We start from the raw sequence: 14,994 nt of genomic DNA, 5'->3' as shown, positions 1-14,994 counted from the left end.
ATCGTTTTCGTTCGGATGAAAAGTTTAGAAATTTTGAAAAATACCACCGGCAATGTCATAATAAAAATGGAGGAATGAAAGGAAAAGGGGATGAAAACATGTTTGAAATTGCCATTATCGGCGGAGGCCCTGCCGGCGGAAGTGCGGCTCTTTTTACCAGCAAAGCCGGAAAAAGGACGTTGGTTATTGATAACGGGAAAAGTGTAACCAAAAGAGCGTGGATTGAAAACCATTACGGTGTTGCGGAAATAACGGGACCGGATTTAGTAGAAATCGGTCGAAAACAATCAGAAAAATTTGGTGCGGAATGGGTGGAAGCGGAAGTAACAGACGTGAAGAAAACAGACAATGGTTTTGAAATTGTGACAGAGAAAGGCCGCTACGAAGCGAAACAATTGATTATTGCTACCGGAATGCTGACGAAGATTGCCGAAACGCTTGGATTAAAGGTGAAAGCAGGAACGGAACCGCGCGTCAAACAGATCATTGAGACGGACGGTCAAGGGCGGACTAGCATGGAAGGTGTCTGGGCAGCCGGAGTTGCGGCAGGGACAAGCGTTCATACAATTATCACTGCAGGCGACGGAGCTAATGTGGCGATTAATGTCTTGAGCGAGATGAACGGCGAGCGCTATGTCGACCACGATGTATTAAAATCGTCGAAATAAAAAAGTTGACTCCACTAGAGGTCAACTTTTTGTCATTCTTCGCATTTTAACAACTGTTCATTCAAATATTTAAGCTGGTCTTCCATTTGTTTTAACATCTTTTCCGCATTGGAGACGCTTTGGCCTGTAGATTCCAGTTTTTCTATATCGCCTTGAATGCGGATATAATCCATCTTGATTTCTTTTATGGCATATTCAATGTCGGCCCGTTTCAATGTCGCCCCTCCCGATCAATCGTTATTCCCATTATATAGAAATTGAGATGAGATTGCTATCTTTATTTTTTTATCAAATAGGCCAAACACGGCAGAGATGGAAGCGGACGACAACAGAAAACAACAGCCTTATAAAATGGGTGAGAGCAGGCGCGAAATCGATTCTTTAAAGCGAATTCTGAGAGGACGTAATTGATAACGATCCATCGTTAATTCTTGGCATTTCGTTAAATCTTGCTTGAAAAATTCCGATAGGTTTTGAGCTGTTTCTTCATGATAAATAAAGGCATTGACTTCGAAATTTAACCGGAAACTTCGGACGTCAATGTTCGCTGTTCCAACGGAGCTGATCTTTTCGTCTACGATAATCGTTTTAGCATGAATAAAGCCATTTTCGTAAATGTAGACTTTTGCTCCAACTTTCAATAGCTCCCCGATATAAGAAAGGGTCGCCCAATAAACAAAAATATGGTCAGGTTTGTTAGGAATCATGATGCGAACGTCTTTGCCAGACAAAGCGGCGATTCTAAGAGCGTCGAGTAAACTGGCATCAGGAATAAAATAAGGAGTCTGAATGTAGATTGATTTTTCGGCATTGGAAATCATTTTGATATAGCCGTTTTTAATGGCTTCCCATTCCGAATCAGGACCGCTTGTCACGATTTGAATGGGGATTTGTCCGGCCGGACGGGATTCCGGAAAATACCGGTCTGAATATTGGATATCGTAGCGTGTCGGCGCCGCTTGATTCCAATCCAGGATGAAGCGTGTTTGAATCGCATGAACTGCTTTTCCGGTAATTCGTAAATGTGTGTCACGCCAGTAGCCAAATTTGGGATTCAATCCTAAGTATTCATCCCCCACGTTAAACCCGCCGACATACCCAATTTTCCCATCGATGATGACCAATTTTCTATGATTGCGGTAATTTAATCGTAAATTAATTAAAGGTATGCGGGACGGGAAAAACACTTCCACTCGGCCTCCGGCGGCTATTAAATGACGGAATGATCTTTTCGACAACCGCCTAGACCCCATTGCATCATAAAGAATTCTAACTTCGACTCCTTCTTTCGCTTTTTTTGTTAAAAGCTGAATCAGCTGTTTTCCGATGTGATCGGCACGGAAAATGTAATATTGAAGATGAATGTGGTCTTTTGCTTTGGCGATGTCTTTTAGTAATGCCTCAAATTTTTCTTGGCCGTCAACAAATATGTCTATATCGTTGTCTTGAGTGAGCACCGCGTCATTGTTGATAAGATGCATGTAAATTAAATCGCGGTTTTTTGCGGCATGTGGATCGCGAAAATCAAATCGGTCTTCTTTTAAAGCAGCGATTTGCTGGTCAATCATTTTTTCTATCCCGATTTTTTTAATATCATCCCAATCAAACAATCGGCGTCTTGTTAAATTTTGTCCGAAGATTAAGTAGAGAATAAATCCTACGTGAGGGATAAAAAACAATACTAACAGCCACCCCCACGTAGCGCTTGGTTCCTTCCTTTCCAAGAAAATAATGACGCCAGCAAAAAGGATATTCAGAAGAAACAAGAGAATTAATAAAATTGCCAATATTTCCATATTCATCCCCGCCAACTTCCAGCTATTGAATTGGTTATTCTTCATCCCTGTTTTAAATGGAAATAGCAGCATCCATCTTGTATAAAGAAGGGGACACTTTATACTTAGCATATTTTATCAGTATATTCCTTTGTTTGCTATAACGATACCTTATTTTTCTTTTTGTTTAGGAAAGGATTCGATGATTTTTCATTAAATGATAAGAATTTATTAAGGAAACTGTACTATCATGGTTTGCAAGAGGACCGCCGTTTTAAATGCAAGGATGGAGGAGGGATGATGGGCTGTTAAGAAGAGGAGATAAAGGTCAATATTTTTTCAAAAAAAGATGAAACTGTTTGCCGTTTGATTCGTAGAAAAAGTATAAACTTCAAAAGAAGAGGTGTCTGTTGTGGTGAAGGACAGTGAGCGGATCGCAAGAGTAATCAACCAGCTTTCCAGTTTGGGCGTTAAAGTAACGAAAACGAAGTCTCGCTTGGATTTGTTCCGAGCTCTACAAGGATATAAAGATATCAGAGGAATTGTAAAGTTGTAAAGGTGTTTACATAGTTTAGTATGCGCGTATAAAAAATCCACCTTATGATTGAATGGTATGTTGAAGGTCGTTCGTTGCCTGAGAATTCAGGGTAAAGACACCGTAAGAATCGTGAAAAAGGCGCCGGGATGAATTCCTGGCGCCTTTTTCGTTAAGAGATGGCTTCATTTTCCGCGAGCGAAATTTGTTTGGTCGGTGCTATTTGCTCTTCAGGTGATTCCTTTCTTAGAACTTCAATATATTTGATATGGTGATCCTCCATATCTAAAATACGAAATTCATAGTTTTCATAAAAAATAACATCCCCTTGGCTGGCATCATAGTTTTTCGTCAAAACCCAGCCGCCAATCGTGTCGACATCTTCTTCTTCAATTTCTAGTCCAAGCAGATCATTTACTTCGCTGACCAGCACCTTCGCATCCAATATAAAATGATGCTCGTTGATCTTCCGAATCAAGGGAACTTCATCCAAATCAAATTCGTCGCGAATTTCGCCGACAATTTCCTCAAGAATATCTTCTACCGTAACCAAACCCGCCGTTCCTCCGTACTCATCCATTAAAACGGCCATATGGATTTGTTCCTTTTGCATTTTGATTAACAAATCATGAATAGGAATGGTATCGATCACTCTTATAATGGGGCGGACATAGGATTCGAGCGTTTGTTGGATGTTTTCTTGGTTTTGCACGTAATCTGTAAGGATTTCTTTTAAGTTTACTAATCCGATAATGTGGTCTTTATCCCCATCAATAATAGGGTAACGGGTAAATTTTTCTTCTTTGACGGTCTTTATAAAGGATTCTATTGTTTCATCTTTGGAAAGAGAAATGATTTCGGTACGGGGAACCATTATCTCTTTTGCAATTCGATCACCGAATTCAAAAATGTTGTTGACATATTTATATTCGGACTGGTTGATTTCGCCGCTTTTATAGCTTTCAGAAAGAAGAATGCGCAGTTCTTCTTCCGAATGGGCCAGTTCACTTTCTGATGTCGGATTTAAACCAAAGATTCTCGTTACGAGTCGGGATGAACCGTTTAACAACCATATAAATGGGAACATGATCCGATAAAACCAAATGAGCGGCTGCGCCACAAATAGAGTGATAGCTTCTGCTTTTTGAATGGCGAATGACTTTGGCGCTAATTCTCCTACCACTACGTGGATGAAGGTAATCAGAGCAAAAGCAATTCCCACTGACAAAATGTGTTGAACGGAATCGGCTAAATTCATGCTTTCAAATATCGGGTGAAGCATGCGGCCTACAGCAGGTTCGCCTAACCATCCAAGCCCAAGTGCGGTAATCGTAATTCCCAATTGGCAAGCCGACAAATATTCATCCAGGTGCGTAATGAGAGTTTTGGCGGCAACGGCTCGTTTGCTGCCTTCCTCAATCAATTGGTCGATCCGCGAGCTTCTAATCTTTACAATGGCAAATTCAGAAGCTACGAAAAACGCCGTTATTGCAATTAACATAACGACAAGAACCAGACTAAATATGTCCAAATAAATTTCCTTATCTCGCTAAGATGGCGAGTAAGGAGTCACCTCCTAAAGTATTTGAATGGCTTTATTGTTATATTTTTTCTTTATTGTGAATAACTAATAGTTCTTAAGTCGAAAGAAACAGGTGAACGGACGTCAAGAAAAAAAGCATCAATGTCCCATTTTATCACCCCAAATTCGTGTTTAAATTAACAATATTATAAAAAATACTTGAACTCCCGTCAATTGGAGGCTTTATTTCCCTATTTTATGGCGGGGAAAATGGTTTTATTCTAAGTCATCTTAAGATGGTTTTCAAGATTTATACACTTTTATCTAAAAAAGTATTGGAGTCTTTTTGAAAACAGGGGATTATCGCCTATGAACTCATTGGAGAGAGGAGAATGGTGAAATGAGCGACTTTAAGCATCTTCGCCTTTGAAAGGATGGGGAGGCATGGATGCTTAAAGTCTGATGAAAAGTTAAACCCTTGAGGGAGCGGTGCTGACTTTAGAAATTTCTACATACAAAATATGGTGTCCGTCCATTTCTGCAATCTTAAATTGGTACGGAAGATATTCAATAATATCTCCTTCGGCTAAATCATATTTTTGTGTGAGGAGCCATCCTCCGATAGTATCAACATCTTCTTCATCCAAAGCGGTTCCGAGAAGATCGTTCACGTCTTCAATCAGCACTTTGGCATCTAAGAGGTAATGGTTATCTCCAATTTTGCGGATAAGAGGAACCTCGTCTGTATCAAACTCGTCCCGAATTTCGCCTACGATTTCTTCCAGGATATCTTCAACCGTTACAATTCCGGCAGTGCCGCCGTATTCATCCAGAAGGACGGCCATATGCGTCCTTTCCTTTTGCATTTTTACCAAAAGGCTCTGAACAGGGATCGTTTCTATGACGCGGATGATCGGCTTGACATAGTGTATAAGCGGCTTTTTCTTATTGTTTAAATTAGACACACAGTCTGTCAATACTTCCTTCATGTTAATCATGCCGATAATGTTATCTTTGTCTCCGTCCGTAATCGGATATCGGGTATACTTTTCCGCTAAAACCGTTTCTAAAATATCCTCTAACGTATCGGATTGATCAAAACTGACAATTTCCATCCGCGGCACCATAATTTCTTTTGCCAGGCGGTTGTCGAATTCAAAAATTTTATTGACATATCGGTATTCCGATTGGTTGATTTCACCGCTTTTATAGCTTTCTGACAAAATGATCCGCAATTCATCTTCAGAGTGAGCGATGTCGGTTTCGGTCGCAGGCTTTAAACCAAATAAATGAGTAACAAGCCGTGCGGATTGATTTAATACCCATATAAAAGGGAACATCACCCGATAAAAACCGATCAATGGCTTTGCAATCGCCAGCGTAATCGCTTCGGCTTTTTGAATGGCTACTGATTTAGGAGCAAGTTCTCCTAAAACCACGCTTAAAAACGTGATAACGGAAAAAGAAATCAAAAACGAAAGCACATGAGCGATGTTGTTTGGCAAATGCATCGCGCGGAACAATGGATGGATGAGAGCCTTTACTGTAGGCTCTCCAAGCCAACCAAGTCCTAAAGAGGTAATGGTAATCCCTAATTGAGTGGCGGATAAATAGGAATCCATATGGGTAATAATACGTTTTACGGCCACTGCTTTGTTGTTTCCTTCTGATACGAGTTGATCAATTCTAGAGGATCGCACTTTTACGATGGAAAATTCTGCTACTACGAAAAACGCTGCGAAAGCGATTAGCGCAAGAATAGCTATGATTTTGACAGTAATCAAAGCGTGAGGCTAGTTCCTGAGGGCGATCCACCTCTTGAATCTTAGCGTTCCGATCCAACGGAAGCCATTAACAAAGGGAAGATCGGCTCTTTTTGAAAATAGCCTCCCACACCTCCTATAATAATTTTCATGTCTATATCTATTGTCCTATTGTATCATAATTCCGATTTAGATCAGCAGTGAGAGCACCAAATTGGTAAACTCCATCGATTAATGGAAAAATATAGAGTAACGAGAGCTTTATATAAAGGTTCTCTTTATCTTTCCCAAATAGCAAACTTTCACACCTGTTTATTAAATTAACCGATCCAGGAACCAGGAAGCGATCGTAAAATAAATGAGAAGTGAAAAAATATCGTTAATGGTCGTAATCAGCGGACCGGATGCTACTGCCGGGTCAACTTTTAATTTGTATAAGATCAGAGGGATCACCGTTCCGGCCAAAGTTCCAATGATGAGCGTGAGAAGAATGGAGAGGCTGACCACCAATCCGAGAATGGCGCTTCCTTGCCAGAAAAAAGCGATCGCAAACAAAAGAATAGAACAAATCGCACCGATAATGACGCCGACAACGAATTCACGTCCGACTAATTTTAAAGCTGTTTTCATATTAATGTCTTTAGAAGCAAGGCCCCTCACCACCACTGCCAATGATTGTGTTCCTGTGTTTCCGGTCATGCCTGCAATCATAGGCATGAAAAAAGCTAAAGCGACTACTTTTTGCAATGTTGCTTGGAATCCTGAAATGATGCTTCCGGAAACGAGGCCGATAAACAGCAGCAAGATCAGCCATGGAAGCCGTCGAAAGGCCGCTACAGGCGCTTTTGTATCAAAATCGATCGCTTTCCCTGAAGCGGAAAGTTTTTCGATGTCTTCATTCGCTTCTTGTATGACAACGTCGATAATGTCGTCGAACGTGACGATTCCTTGCAAAACCCCTTCTTCGTCGACAACCGGTATCGCCAAAAAGTCGTAACGTTCAATGACCCTGGCAATTTCTTCTTGGTCGGTTAGAACGGATACTGAAATGACACGCTCATACATGATATCCTTGATTTTGGCGTTTATATCAGCGAGAAGAAGATCGCGGTAGGAAACAACGCCCACCAGTTTTCGGTTTTCATCAATTACGTATAAATAGTTGATGGTTTCAGCATATTCTGCAAACGTCTTTAACTTATCTACGGCTTCTCTCACCGTATAATAATTGCGAATCCATACGAAACGGTTCGTCATGAGACGGCCGGCCGTTTCAGAAGGATAATTCATCATGTTTTTAATGATGGTGGACTCTTCTTTTTTCATTCCGGACAAAAACGATTTGATTCTTTCGGGAGACATGTCGTCGAGCAAGGACGCAAGGTCGTCGTTGTCCATATCGTCTAAGACCTTTCGTGATTTTTCTCTCCCGAGCTTTTTCAAAACTTCAAGCTGTTCTTCATGACCCAGCTCTTGAATCATATCGGTTAGGACGGGAATGTTTAGCTGTAAAAGAAAACGCAGTTTATGTTTTTCCGGTAAATTTTTATAGATCGTAGCCATATCGTAGGGATGCAATTCTTCCAAAAGCTTTTGAAAGTCTGTTTTTTTCCCTTCTTTTAAGGCTTTAATGACAAGAAGCGTCATTTGATCTTCTGTCAAATTTTGAATCACCGTCATTCCCTCCTTTAATGGGCTAAGTCCTTATTATAAATCGAAACATAAAAAATGGAGTCGTATGTTTTGGAATTCCCGGCTCTTTCTGTTCTCCGGCGTGATGAAATGAGGAGGAAGAATGGCCTATATTCCAAATCACGATAGAAATAGAATAAATCTAATGACAGAACGAATTTTTATTGCTTCAATCATATTTTATCATACGTCTTTTCACCTAGTTTTGCTAAAATAGTAATGAGAATATGTGTATCGGATGGAAAAAGGAGATTGGGAAGATTCGGAGGTCATAAGATTGAGAAATCATGGGATTATGAAGGAGCTTATTTATATTCATTTAAATGCGGTTCATCAATATACGATGTCATATGGAATTGAGTTCCGCGAGTTTGTAAAATGTCTCCCCAAGGAACTGAATAATGTTTTGCTTTTGAAGCATAACTTTGACTACAGCGATTTTAACATGCACACTCTTTTAGATTATGTGGAAAAAGACAATTTGGATCGGCTGCTGAAAGAAGATGTGTATGAATATGGCGACTTTTGCTGGCTTGACTTTGAAGACACGGACGGGCTGAATGAATTGGAGGGGCAGGAAATCGCCGAGCTCCTTTATTTAGGGCACAGCAAACAGCATTTAAGCGATCCTTTTTACAGCAAACTGAATAACCGCTACGTATATTTATCCCATGATGATGGCTGGTTCAATAAAACCTATTATCGATTTTTAACCGATTTTTATTATATGCTCGGACATGTGATTGCTTTGAAAATGAGCCATATAAGAGGAGAAAAGGGGCTGTTTAATCTGAAAAGAGGGAGAGAATTTCCTTCGGTTCCGAGGGATGTGATCGCTTCCTTCAAAGACAAGATGAAAGAAGGCATGGTCATCTCCATATCTAGAGCGAATCAAACTCGACATAAAATTGAAATTCCCGTTTGGGTCATAGGGGATTATATCAATATGGATGAAATGGTGGATGACTATTTGGATAAAACGGGAGAGACTCCGGACGGGCAGCTAGTCTATGATAAAAAAATGCGGGAATGGAGCGCTTTATTTAAATAGAGAAGCCGACAAAACAAACGAAGGAACTCTGTATACCAGACGAAGGTTAAGCAGCACTTGGCTTGCGATCTTTGTGAACCACCATGGCCAAATGATGTTTTGGCCAAGACAGTAGAGCAATAGAATGGTGAAAGCCAATACTGGAAAGAGCTCCGAATTCTCCTTAAGACGAAAAAAGATCTGAACTGCTATATAAGTTGAATTAAAGATTTACAACTGAACACACAAACGATCGATCGTTTGTTCTGGTTTCTGGTTGATTCGCTGAATAAAGGCTTGGACATTCTTTCTAATTTCTTGCACACTCGAATAGAACACGTTGTAAATCACGTCTGATTTCAGCCATTTCCATAGCCCTTCAATCAAGTTCAATTGCGGACTGTATGGTGGCAAAAAGACGAGCTCTAACCGATCTTCGTGTTCTTTTAAAAATGGCTGAATGAGTTTGGCATGGTGAATTCGAGCGTTATCTAAAATCATCACTATTTTGCCTGTGGGATAGCGTTCTAACACAAGTTGAAGAAATCGAAGAAATGTTTCCGCGTCATAGCATTCTTCTTCGATGCAAAACACTTCCCCTGTTTCGTAGTTCAACGTGCCAATCAGCTTCAGCCCTTGATGTTTTCCAAACGTCGGAATGATTCGTTGTTTTCCTTTGACAAACCATGTTTTTTGAATCGCTTGGTAATCACGAATCATCGACTCATCTTGAAAGAGGACATGGGCGATGTTCCCATCTACCAGTTTTTTTTTACTTCAGGGAAGGTGATTTCGACGAATTCTTTTTGTTTCTCTTCATCGGCATTGGCTAGTGTATAGGTCGGTTTCGTATAGCTTAGCCCTAACCGATGCAGAATGTCACTTGTTCCGCGAAGCGTGTATGTTGGCCCCCACTTTTGTTGAATGAGTTCAGCGATTATCGCAAGCGTCCAATTATATTTTGCTTCGAATCCCACATCTACGGGGAGCTGATGTTCAATGATCAAAGCCAGCTCTTTTTCCTGCTCAGGGGTCAATCGACGTGGGGCGCCAGGTGAGTATTTCATCTCCAGTCCATCAAGACCGCGCTGGGCGTAGGCATGAATATAGTTATAAATAGTTTTCTTGGATCGACCAATAATCGTTGCGATTTCTCCTTTGGTATATCCCTGCAAATGAAGATAAATCGCTTGGTAGCGTTCATATGCTCGTTTACTTTTTGCTTCTTTCATGGCAGTGGACAACTTTTCGATCTCGTCTTTGTGATTTGGCATCATATTTTCTCTCCGTTCCCCTATTTTCTCTTTGTATTTATTCGCCGTGGAACGGGAGAAAACCTTTATTTCAATTTATATAGTATTTTCTGACGGAAAAATAGGCGTTCTCCTAAATGAGTGTAAAAGCCTCTTACAAAGACTGTAAGAGGCTTTTATAGCAGATCCTTTTTCGGTGGAGTTTTCGTATACACTAAGCAACGCATGCAAACTTGATTATTTGGCGATGGTTTTGCGGACAGAAACATTTGCTGGCTTAGGCTTAATCATCATCAACAAGATGGAAATAATCGAAAGGGTACAGGCAATGATAAATGGCGTGTGGGCGGAAATGGATTCTCCTAAAAATCCTGACAACACAGGAGCAACGGCTGCCCCGATCCAGCGGATGCAATTGTAAGTACCGGATGTAACCCCACGTTCATAAGGAGATACTTCCACCACGTAGCTTGTAAACAAGGCGTTGTTTAACCCGCATGCTAAACCGGAGACGATGACGGTGGCAATCAATGCGATGCTGGAATGCACAAAGAATAAGGCCCCGACTAACATTGCAAAAACAAGTAAACTAAACGGCAAAATTTGTTTTGGAGAATATTTTTCTTCTAATTTGTGAGCTAAACCGGCAGATCCGTATGCAAGGAAAAGCCCCCATCCACAAAACACCAAGCCGATTTGAATGGCTGAAAGTCCAAGAGTAAGCGGCGTATAAGCCAGAACAACGAAAAATCCATAATAATAGAGCATTCCCGAAAGCGAGGCAATCAAAAAAGGCGGGAACGTAAACAAGTTTTTTAGGTCTTTCAATCCGGCCGGTTTACGCGTTTGTTTAGACGACGGTTCAAATACAAAGAACGCCACTAGCAGAAATGCAGTAAAAATCAGAATGCCGGTCGCAATGAAAGGAAACCGCCAGGAAAAATCCCCAAGCAGACCGCCCACTAAAGGACCGCCGGCCATACCTAAACCGATGGCGGCCTCATATAAACCAACCGCTTTTTGGGCATCGTCGGACAGAGCGATTAATAATGTCATAGCGGTAGCGAAAAACATCGAATTGCCGAGTCCCCAGCCGCCTCGGAAAATGGACAATTCCGGGATATTTTGGGAAAGCCCGCATAACAACGAAAAAATCGTTACCACGATAAGACCAGCAACCATAAGCCTTTTATCTCCGGCGCGGCTGGCCAAAATGCCGGCAGGAATCATCATAACGGACATGATGAAAATATAGGCGGTAAACAGCATTTCTACTTGCCAATGAGAAGCCCCGATTTGCTCGGCAATCACCGGCAGGATTGGGTCCACAACTCCTATCCCCATAAACGCTAAAAATGACGCAAATACGGTAATCAATCGCGCGCGTGCAAAATTTCTTTCTACCATGAAAAATCCTTCCTTTCTGTATTGGTTTAAAACGATGGACCAATCAAAATCAGGCTCGTTTTTAGGTCGACTCACTCGTTCGGTCGCTCGTTTTTCGTTGAGAGTGGCCAGACGTTTGCACTTGCATGTTCCATCGTTTTTTGAAGCGAAACGCATGCGGGAAAAAAGCAAGCCTTCTTTTTTGATGAAAAACAAACAGTTTCTTTTTTCACGTCCTTTCCGGCGCCGGAATGATGTTGCCCAAGTTCGTTTTATGCCGTTTATTCCTTGTATAAAATAATATATTCAGCCATTATGGTATCAATTTACATTTAACGTTAACGTCAAGGTTAGATTTTGTCAATGATTAAAAAAATCAAAAGGCTTATTTGTTTCCATTATTTTTGCATTCATGGGCTGTTCTTTTTAAGGCTGGCGTTTTTATAATGCGAATATAAGAATAAAAACGATCTCCATTTTCTAATCTATTTTCGGATTGACCCTTGATTTCCGGTTTCTTGTGGAAAAAGCAATGGGGAGCTTTTAAAGAAATTTTTTCCATAAGATGGACGTTTCAGGAAAGTGAGGCGGACCATTCCAATTGGAACCTTTCTGCTTCTTTAGTAAACAGGAAATCTTGAATAAAGAACGAAAAGCCATGTATTATCCAGATTTTCTTAAAATTTCATAGTGTGATTGCATATAATCATATGAAGAAACGTTTTTCCGGCATGTAAAGAAATGATAAAATAGAAATGTTATTCAATGAACAGGAATAGAATGATTTTTCTTAATGAAAATCAACAATATTGGAGGTTCGTGATGAAAACGAAAGTTTGTTTATTATATGGCGGGAAATCAGCAGAACATGAAGTTTCCCTTCAGACGGCCAAAGCAGTGACGGAAGCGTTGGATTTGGAAAAATTCGACGTGTATCCGGTTCATATAAATAAAGAAGGACAATGGATTAAAGGACCGAAATTGGAAAGACCGGCAGAAAGTGTGGAAGATTTGCAGTTTTCGCCTCAAAACCAAGAGTCCACTCATCCGTTAGCGGCTTTCCTGGAAGGCGGTGAAGAGTTTGATGTGGTCTTCCCGCTTTTGCATGGACCAAATGGTGAAGACGGCACAGTTCAAGGGATGCTTGAACTTTTAAACATTCCTTATGTCGGAAATGGAGTCTTAGCCTCGGCGGCGGGAATGGACAAAGTGATCATGAAACATATATTTGCAGAAGCAGGCCTTGCCCAAGTCGATTATGTTTGGTTTACGCGCAGCCATTGGGAAAAAAATCAAGAAGTAACATACGAATTAACGGAAAAAGAAATCGGCTATCCTTGTTTTGTGAAACCGGCCAACCTCGGTTCCAGCGTGGGAATTAACAAATGTTCCAATCGAGATGAATTGGAAAAGGCCTTTAAGGAAGCTTTTCAATATGACCGTAAAATCATTGTGGAACAGGGAGTAAAAGCGAGAGAAATAGAAATGGGAGTGCTCGGGAACGATGATCCGAAATGTTCCGTACCGGGAGAAATCGTTCCTAAAAAGGAATTTTATGATTATAAAGCGAAATATCAAGATAATAGTACGCAATTGATTATACCGGCAGAAATTTCTGAGAAAGTTAAGGCAGAGATGGAGCAAATAGCGATCAAAGCTTTCCAAGCTTTAGATTGTTCCGGACTGGTTCGTGCCGATTTCTTTTTGACAGAAGACGGCCGAGTTCTGATTAATGAGGTCAATACGATGCCGGGATTTACCCCCGTCAGCATGTTTCCGCTTCTTTGGAAACATAGCGGTTTAGATTACCCTCAGCTGATTGAAACATTAATTGATTTGGCCATAAAAAGGCATGAGGAAAAACAAAAGATCAAATACACAGTTTCATAGAGTGGACGCGGTTTTTCAAAATGCCGCGTCTGTTTATTCCGAGGAAGAAAAGGTGAAGGGAAATGATTGTCAAAACGATTCAACAAGTTGCTGAAATGATGGGAGCACCATATGAACTTTCCCATAAAGACATTGTGATTCAAGGAGTGAGTATTGATTCCCGAAAAATCGAAAAAGGGAATTTGTTTGTCCCTTTAAAGGGAGACCATACGGATGGGCACCGTTACGTCGAAACAGCGTTTCAAAACGGGGCAGCTGCTTCCCTTTGGCAAAAAGATGTTCCCAATCCACCGGAACATTTCCCGATCATTATGGTGGACGATACATTGGAAGCGCTCCAACGTCTTGCCAAAGCATATCGTGATGAACTGTCGATCAAAGTGGTAGGTGTAACCGGAAGCAACGGAAAAACGACTACAAAGGATATCATCAGCAACCTTTTGTCGAGTCGATACCGCGTTCAAAAAACGGAAGGAAACTACAATAATCATATCGGATTGCCTTTGACGCTGCTTTCCTTAAAACAAGATACAGAAGCAGCGATTTTAGAGATGGGAATGAGTTCAAAAGGGGAAATTGATTTTTTGACGCGGATGGCTCGACCGGATATAGCCGTTATTACCAATATTGGAGAAGCTCATCTGTTAGATTTAGGTTCAAGAGAAGCGATCGCAGAAGCAAAATTTGAAATTATTAACGGCTTAGACAAAAATGGTGTGCTTGTTTACCACGGCGATGAACCGCTTTTGGAGCGACTAGTCCAAAATACGCCTCATTTGACGGTGAAAACGTTTGGCGAATCGGCAAAAAATGATTTATACCCGACGAAAATCCGTCAGACCAATGAGGGAAGCCAGTTTTCCATTAATACAGAACCGGAACGAGAATTCTTTCTTTCAGTGCTCGGTAAGCATAATGTGTTTAATGCATTGGCTGCTATTCTCGTTGCTCGTGAATTGGGGATCTCTTACGATGAGATTGAAGACGGCTTAAAAAAGATCGAATTAACTAAAATGAGATTGGAACTTGTAGAGGGAAGCAAAGGAGAAAAAATTATCAATGATGCATATAATGCAAGTCCTACCTCGGTAAGAGCAGCGATTGATTTGGTTTCCGAACTTCAAGGCTACGAACGGAAAATTTTAGTTCTGGGCGATATGCTTGAACTCGGTCCGAAAGAAAAGCAATACCATGAAGAGATTGGAAAAGAAATCAATCCACATGCTATTGACTATGTGTTCACCATTGGTGAATTAGGCCAATATATTGCGAAAGGTGCGAAAACCGTATTGCCGGAACACCGCGTTTTCGCTTTTATGGAAAAAGAGAAACTCGTGGAAAAGCTGAAATCCTTGTTAACGGGAAATGAACTGATTTTAGTGAAGGCATCACGAGGTATGAAATTGGAAGAGGTCGTCCATCTTTTACAAGCGTAATGCTGTTTTTCGATGAAAACGGAACGCTTTTATTTGCTTTACGG

General features: G+C 40.9%; 12 protein-coding genes. 5 read left to right on the top strand and 7 right to left on the bottom strand.

All coding sequences use genetic code 11. From position 1 onward, the window contains the following. The first annotated feature begins 98 nt into the window (after positions 1-98). Positions 99-668 (top strand): FAD-dependent oxidoreductase, encoded by a 570-nt coding sequence (locus tag N1I86_RS07220; protein ID WP_004439420.1) that lies wholly within the window; start codon positions 99-101, stop codon positions 666-668. Positions 669-700: 32 nt separating this feature from the next. Here the strand turns inward: N1I86_RS07220 and N1I86_RS07215 are convergent, their stop codons facing one another. After that, positions 701-883: an SE1832 family protein gene (locus N1I86_RS07215; RefSeq protein ID WP_004439417.1), complete on the bottom strand. Its 183-nt coding sequence runs from the start codon at positions 881-883 to the stop codon at positions 701-703. Positions 884-1,012: 129 nt separating this feature from the next. Further along, entirely contained in the window at positions 1,013-2,464 is a 1,452-nt protein-coding gene (cls, locus tag N1I86_RS07210) for a cardiolipin synthase (RefSeq protein ID WP_341095695.1), read from the bottom strand. A gap of 391 nt (positions 2,465-2,855) precedes the next feature. Here cls and N1I86_RS07205 point away from each other — a divergent pair, with 391 nt between their 5' ends. Beyond that, the gene (locus tag N1I86_RS07205; RefSeq protein ID WP_004439410.1) at positions 2,856-2,999 is read left to right on the top strand and encodes an Lmo0850 family protein; all 144 of its coding nucleotides are present in this window, start codon (positions 2,856-2,858) and stop codon (positions 2,997-2,999) included. Positions 3,000-3,150: 151 nt separating this feature from the next. On the opposite strand, the gene N1I86_RS07200 is transcribed toward N1I86_RS07205, so the two are convergent. The 3 genes from N1I86_RS07200 to mgtE form a co-directional block, all read right to left on the bottom strand. Further along, positions 3,151-4,509, bottom strand: a complete 1,359-nt coding sequence (locus N1I86_RS07200; RefSeq protein ID WP_004439407.1) for a hemolysin family protein — start codon at positions 4,507-4,509, stop codon at positions 3,151-3,153. Positions 4,510-4,970: 461 nt separating this feature from the next. After that, positions 4,971-6,284 (bottom strand): hemolysin family protein, encoded by a 1,314-nt coding sequence (locus tag N1I86_RS07195; RefSeq protein ID WP_341095692.1) that lies wholly within the window; start codon positions 6,282-6,284, stop codon positions 4,971-4,973. 294 nt (positions 6,285-6,578) lie between these two features. Beyond that, positions 6,579-7,937, bottom strand: a complete 1,359-nt coding sequence (gene mgtE, locus N1I86_RS07190) for a magnesium transporter (RefSeq protein WP_341095689.1) — start codon at positions 7,935-7,937, stop codon at positions 6,579-6,581. Between the two features lie 295 nt (positions 7,938-8,232). Here mgtE and N1I86_RS07185 point away from each other — a divergent pair, with 295 nt between their 5' ends. Then, entirely contained in the window at positions 8,233-9,006 is a 774-nt protein-coding gene (locus tag N1I86_RS07185; protein ID WP_004439400.1) for a hypothetical protein, read from the top strand. 210 nt (positions 9,007-9,216) lie between these two features. Here N1I86_RS07185 and N1I86_RS07180 read toward each other — a convergent pair. Both N1I86_RS07180 and N1I86_RS07175 read right to left on the bottom strand, forming a co-directional pair. Then, positions 9,217-10,262 (bottom strand): IS630-like element ISBs2 family transposase gene (locus N1I86_RS07180; protein WP_076611651.1). Its coding sequence is split into 2 segments (ribosomal slippage): positions 9,217-9,756 and positions 9,759-10,262, totalling 1,044 coding nucleotides; the frame shifts between segments, so codons are not numbered across the junction. Between the two features lie 213 nt (positions 10,263-10,475). Beyond that, complete coding sequence (locus N1I86_RS07175) at positions 10,476-11,645, bottom strand: MFS transporter (RefSeq protein WP_341095687.1); 1,170 nt, start codon at positions 11,643-11,645, stop codon at positions 10,476-10,478. Positions 11,646-12,446: 801 nt separating this feature from the next. Between N1I86_RS07175 and N1I86_RS07170 the strand changes: the two genes are divergently transcribed. Both N1I86_RS07170 and N1I86_RS07165 read left to right on the top strand, forming a co-directional pair. After that, on the top strand, positions 12,447-13,514 hold the full coding sequence (locus tag N1I86_RS07170; RefSeq protein ID WP_341095685.1) for a D-alanine--D-alanine ligase: 1,068 nt from the start codon (positions 12,447-12,449) through the stop codon (positions 13,512-13,514). Positions 13,515-13,576: 62 nt separating this feature from the next. Next, on the top strand, positions 13,577-14,950 hold the full coding sequence (locus tag N1I86_RS07165; RefSeq protein ID WP_341095683.1) for a UDP-N-acetylmuramoyl-tripeptide--D-alanyl-D-alanine ligase: 1,374 nt from the start codon (positions 13,577-13,579) through the stop codon (positions 14,948-14,950). Positions 14,951-14,994: the final 44 nt, after the last annotated feature.

The organism is Bacillus sp. FSL W8-0116, assembly GCF_038003825.1.
Lineage (GTDB): Bacteria > Bacillota > Bacilli > Bacillales > DSM-4216 > Bacillus_O > Bacillus_O smithii.
This window is presented reverse-complemented; position numbering and strand designations above follow the sequence as displayed.

Excerpts from the sequence above, each read along its gene's own strand:
- N1I86_RS07170 (WP_341095685.1), top strand. The coding sequence starts at position 12,447 with ATGAAAACGAAAGTTTGTTTATTATATGGCGGGAAATCAGCAGAACAT.
- N1I86_RS07175 (WP_341095687.1), bottom strand. The coding sequence starts at position 11,645 with ATGGTAGAAAGAAATTTTGCACGCGCGCGATTGATTACCGTATTTGCG.
- cls (WP_341095695.1), bottom strand. The coding sequence starts at position 2,464 with ATGGAAATATTGGCAATTTTATTAATTCTCTTGTTTCTTCTGAATATC.
- N1I86_RS07220 (WP_004439420.1), top strand. The coding sequence starts at position 99 with ATGTTTGAAATTGCCATTATCGGCGGAGGCCCTGCCGGCGGAAGTGCG.
- N1I86_RS07165 (WP_341095683.1), top strand. The coding sequence starts at position 13,577 with ATGATTGTCAAAACGATTCAACAAGTTGCTGAAATGATGGGAGCACCA.